At 48.3% G+C, this 3,683-nt stretch carries 1 protein-coding gene; it reads left to right on the top strand.

Features of this window, described 5'->3' with window-relative positions; genetic code table 11:
- The first annotated feature begins 26 nt into the window (after positions 1-26).
- Positions 27-3,455: a response regulator gene (locus ACLFWI_RS28340; protein ID WP_446415706.1), complete on the top strand. Its 3,429-nt coding sequence runs from the start codon at positions 27-29 to the stop codon at positions 3,453-3,455.
- Positions 3,456-3,683 lie beyond the last annotated feature (228 nt).

Below are 3,683 nucleotides of genomic sequence, written 5' to 3'. Positions count from 1 at the left end.
AATGACCAAGGACAAAGGACGAAAATATGGCAATTAATCCCGATATTCGTGACCAAGCCTATCAGTTTTTTATTGCCGAGGCACCGGAACTTTTACAGATTCTGGAAACAGGGTTATTAAATATTAGAGATGAGCGCAGCACTGCAAAAGTTCATGAATTAATGCGAGCGGCTCACTCGTTAAAAGGGGGCGCAGCCAGTGTTGAATTAGAGGCGATCGCGACTTTAGCTCACCGCTTGGAAAATATCTTTAAGGCACTTTATAGTGATACTGTAGATATTGACATTGAGCTAGAAAATAAACTGCTGCAAGCTTATGACTGTCTGAGTGTGCCGCTGAAATCGCAAATTACCACTGGTTCCTTTGACGCGGATGCGGCTATCTCCACGGGGACTCCCATTTTTGACCAAATTGAGGCACGATTGGGAGATGCTCTGACTCAGGCGGATAGTTATATGCCCAGTTCCGCTGAATTGGGGATCAATATGGCGGTGTCTATTTTTGAAGTCGATGTCGCTGAAGGGTTGGAACGTCTGGCTACCGTGGTAGCGAATCCTCAAGACTATGAAGTAGCTGGAGAATTACGCGCCCAAATTGAGGTGTTTGCCGGATTTGCTGAGTTCTTAAACTTGCCTGGATTTGGCGCGATCGCACAAAGGGTACAACAGGCGCTAGAGGTTCACCCCGAAAGGGTTGTAGAGATTACCAAATTGGCACTGGCTGATTTTGAAGTTAGTCGCCAAGCTGTTCTCTCCGGTGAACAGACGACGGGGGGAAGTCCTTCTGAGGCTTTAATTGCCCTGGCTGAATCTCCAGCCACTTCGACAGTTTCGGGTGAATGGGAAGCGAGTGATTGGGGATTGGGATTGCCATTAACCGAGGGTTCGGTGGACATGGAAGAGTCCACTGGACAACCGATTGAAGCCTTTGTCGAGGAGGATGCGATCGCGGCGTCACCGGAAACGCTTCCTTTACTCGCCGATTTGTTTTCTCAAGAGACTGAACCGTATACTCTGCCAGCCACAGCAGAATCACCATCATCAATTCCTTCTTTAGACGATATTTTTGGTACGTCTGAAGGTGAGGAGATTTTAGAGACACAAGAGGTTAATGAGGAGACTTCTATATTCGCCCAAACAGAAGAATACCTCCAGGTTACTCCCGAAACCGTCACCGACATCGAAGCGGATGTTGTACCTGAACCCTCTGCATTAGTTCCGACTGAACCGATCAACCTGGATGTTGCGATTCAATCGATTGAGCAAGTTTTTGATCAACTTCCCTCTCTGGAAGAGGCGTCGCAATTAACCCTGTTTCAGGGGAATTCGTTGGTGTCCAACCCATTGGAGCAGGGTAATCTCACCGCGTCTTCATCCCATAAGCTGACAAGCAACAATCCCGTTGCATCGACTCCTCCCCGTTCACCAGCCCCCACGCCGACTCTATCCGTGCGGGTAGATTTAGATCGACTGGAAAGAATGAATAACTTGGTTGGGGAATTAGCAATTAACCGCAATGGGTTATCACTCCAGAATCAGCAATTACAGGGTTCTGTGCGAGCCTTGCTGGATCGATTTGGGCGATTTGGGCAGATTGTGAATAAATTGCAAAATTTATCCGATAAGATGCTAATTGCGCCGGAACGGTACAGCTATGGGACGATGGCGGGTCGATCCCAGATGGAGCGCCGGGTTCCCCAAGGTGCTGATCTTCGCTCAAGAGGATTTCAGAACTCGGATCGCTCCACGGATGTGACGATGAAGACATTAGCGGATTTTGACTCCTTGGAAATGGATAGCTACGGCGCTCTCTATTCCCAAATCCAAGGGATCTTAGAAGAGATGGTGCAGCTTGAAGAAGCTGTTGATGATATCGCCCTATTTGCCAAGAAATCCGATCAAACTACGGAACAGCAGCGGAAGGTACTCAACCACTTGCGGGATGAGCTGATGTGGGCGCGGATGTTACCAATTGGGGAGGTTTTGAATCGGTTTCCCCGGGTATTACGAGAACTGTCTAATACCTATCACAAACGGGTGAATTTGAAGTTGACCGGAACAGGGGTTTTGGTTGATAAAGCGGTGTTAGAAAAACTGTATGATCCGTTGCTGCATTTACTCCGAAATGCCTTTGACCATGGAATTGAGTCGGCTGAAATTCGGCGTCAACGGGGGAAACCGGAATCGGGACAGATGGAGATTGGCGCTTACCACAAGGGAAGTCAAACAATTATTGAAGTCCGGGATGATGGTCAAGGGTTAAATGCCGAGCGAATTGGGCGTCGGGCGGTTGAGTTGGGATTAGTATCCCGTGACCAATTGGCGACAATCTCAGAGGCGCGTTTGTGGGGATTTATCTTTGAGCCAGGATTTTCCACCGCCCAGCAAGTCAGCGAGTTATCGGGACGAGGGGTGGGGTTAGATGTAGTGCGGACTCAGTTGCGATCGCTTAAAGGGACGATTTCGGTAACTTCGACGCCAGGAGGCGGTACAACGTTTACGTTGCGTCTACCTTTAACCCTAACCATCGCCAAATTACTCGTGTGTTTCATCGGTACGACAGTGCTGGCGTTACCGTCTGACAGTATCGAAGAAATTGTTATTCCCAAAGCCAACCAAGTGAAAAAATCTGGAACCCAACGGTTTCTCCATTGGCGGGGAGAATTGGTGCCAACCTATCGATTAGGGGAACTGTTGGACTATCAGCGTCCCTTACCTGAAAGCTTGTCCGGTCAGGCGTTAAGTTCAGTGGCTGCACCAGAGACATGGCAATTACCGATGCTGGTATTGCGTCAGGATCAGCAGGTATTTGCTGTGGAAGTGGAGCGTCTGGTTACAGAACAAGAATTAGTGATTAAACCCTTTGGGACGGCGATTTCTCCCCCTAGTTATACCTACGGCTGTACGATTTTGGGGGATGGGAGTGTGATTCCAGTGATTGATGGGATTGCACTGTTGGAATTTGCCCATGGAGCAACGACGCCAACGGCGACGCCTGTACCGAAAGCGGCTTCAGACGAAACGACAATGGCTTCAGGGGATACAACTACTCTCAGCAGAACGGTGCAGGTACCGACAATTTTGATTGTCGATGATGCGGTGGCGTTGCGACAAACCCTAGCGTTAACCCTGGAACGGGCGGGTTTTCGGGTGTTACAAGCGCGGGATGGGCGAGAGGCGATCGAGCAGTTGCAGCAAAGTGCATCGGTGCAGTTAGTGGTTTGTGATATTGAGATGCCGAATATGAATGGGTTTGAGTTTCTCAGTCAACGGCGTCAAGATCCACAATTGTCAAGGGTTCCTGTTGCCATGTTAACCTCTCGCAGCAGTCAAAAACATCGCTGGTTAGCGATGCAGTTGGGGGCGAGTGGGTATTTTACTAAGCCTTATTTGGAACAAGAGTTTGTTGGGTCGCTCAAAGATATCATCCGCGAAAATAGTCTTGTTAGTCATTAGTCATTTGTCATTTGTCATTTGTCATTTGTCCTTTGTCATTAGGTGACGATGTGCATTTGTGTCATTTTAAGCTTAAAACTCTGCAATACCTTGATCTAACCCCTCCCTAACCCTCCCCTGATCAAAGGGAGGGAACAAGGAACTCAAATGGCTTTAGTTTTCCCCATTAAACGGTTATGAACAGTAATGTCATGAATACTCAATCCAAAGAAAATCAATCCGTACTTG

This window comes from Coleofasciculus sp. (assembly GCF_046539235.1).
GTDB lineage: Bacteria > Cyanobacteriota > Cyanobacteriia > Cyanobacteriales > Coleofasciculaceae > Coleofasciculus.
The sequence above is the reverse complement of the archived record's forward strand: the minus strand, read 5'-3'. Positions and strand labels throughout refer to the sequence as shown.

Coding starts and splice junctions, on each gene's coding strand:
- ACLFWI_RS28340 (WP_446415706.1), top strand. CDS start 27: ATGGCAATTAATCCCGATATTCGTGACCAAGCCTATCAGTTTTTTATT.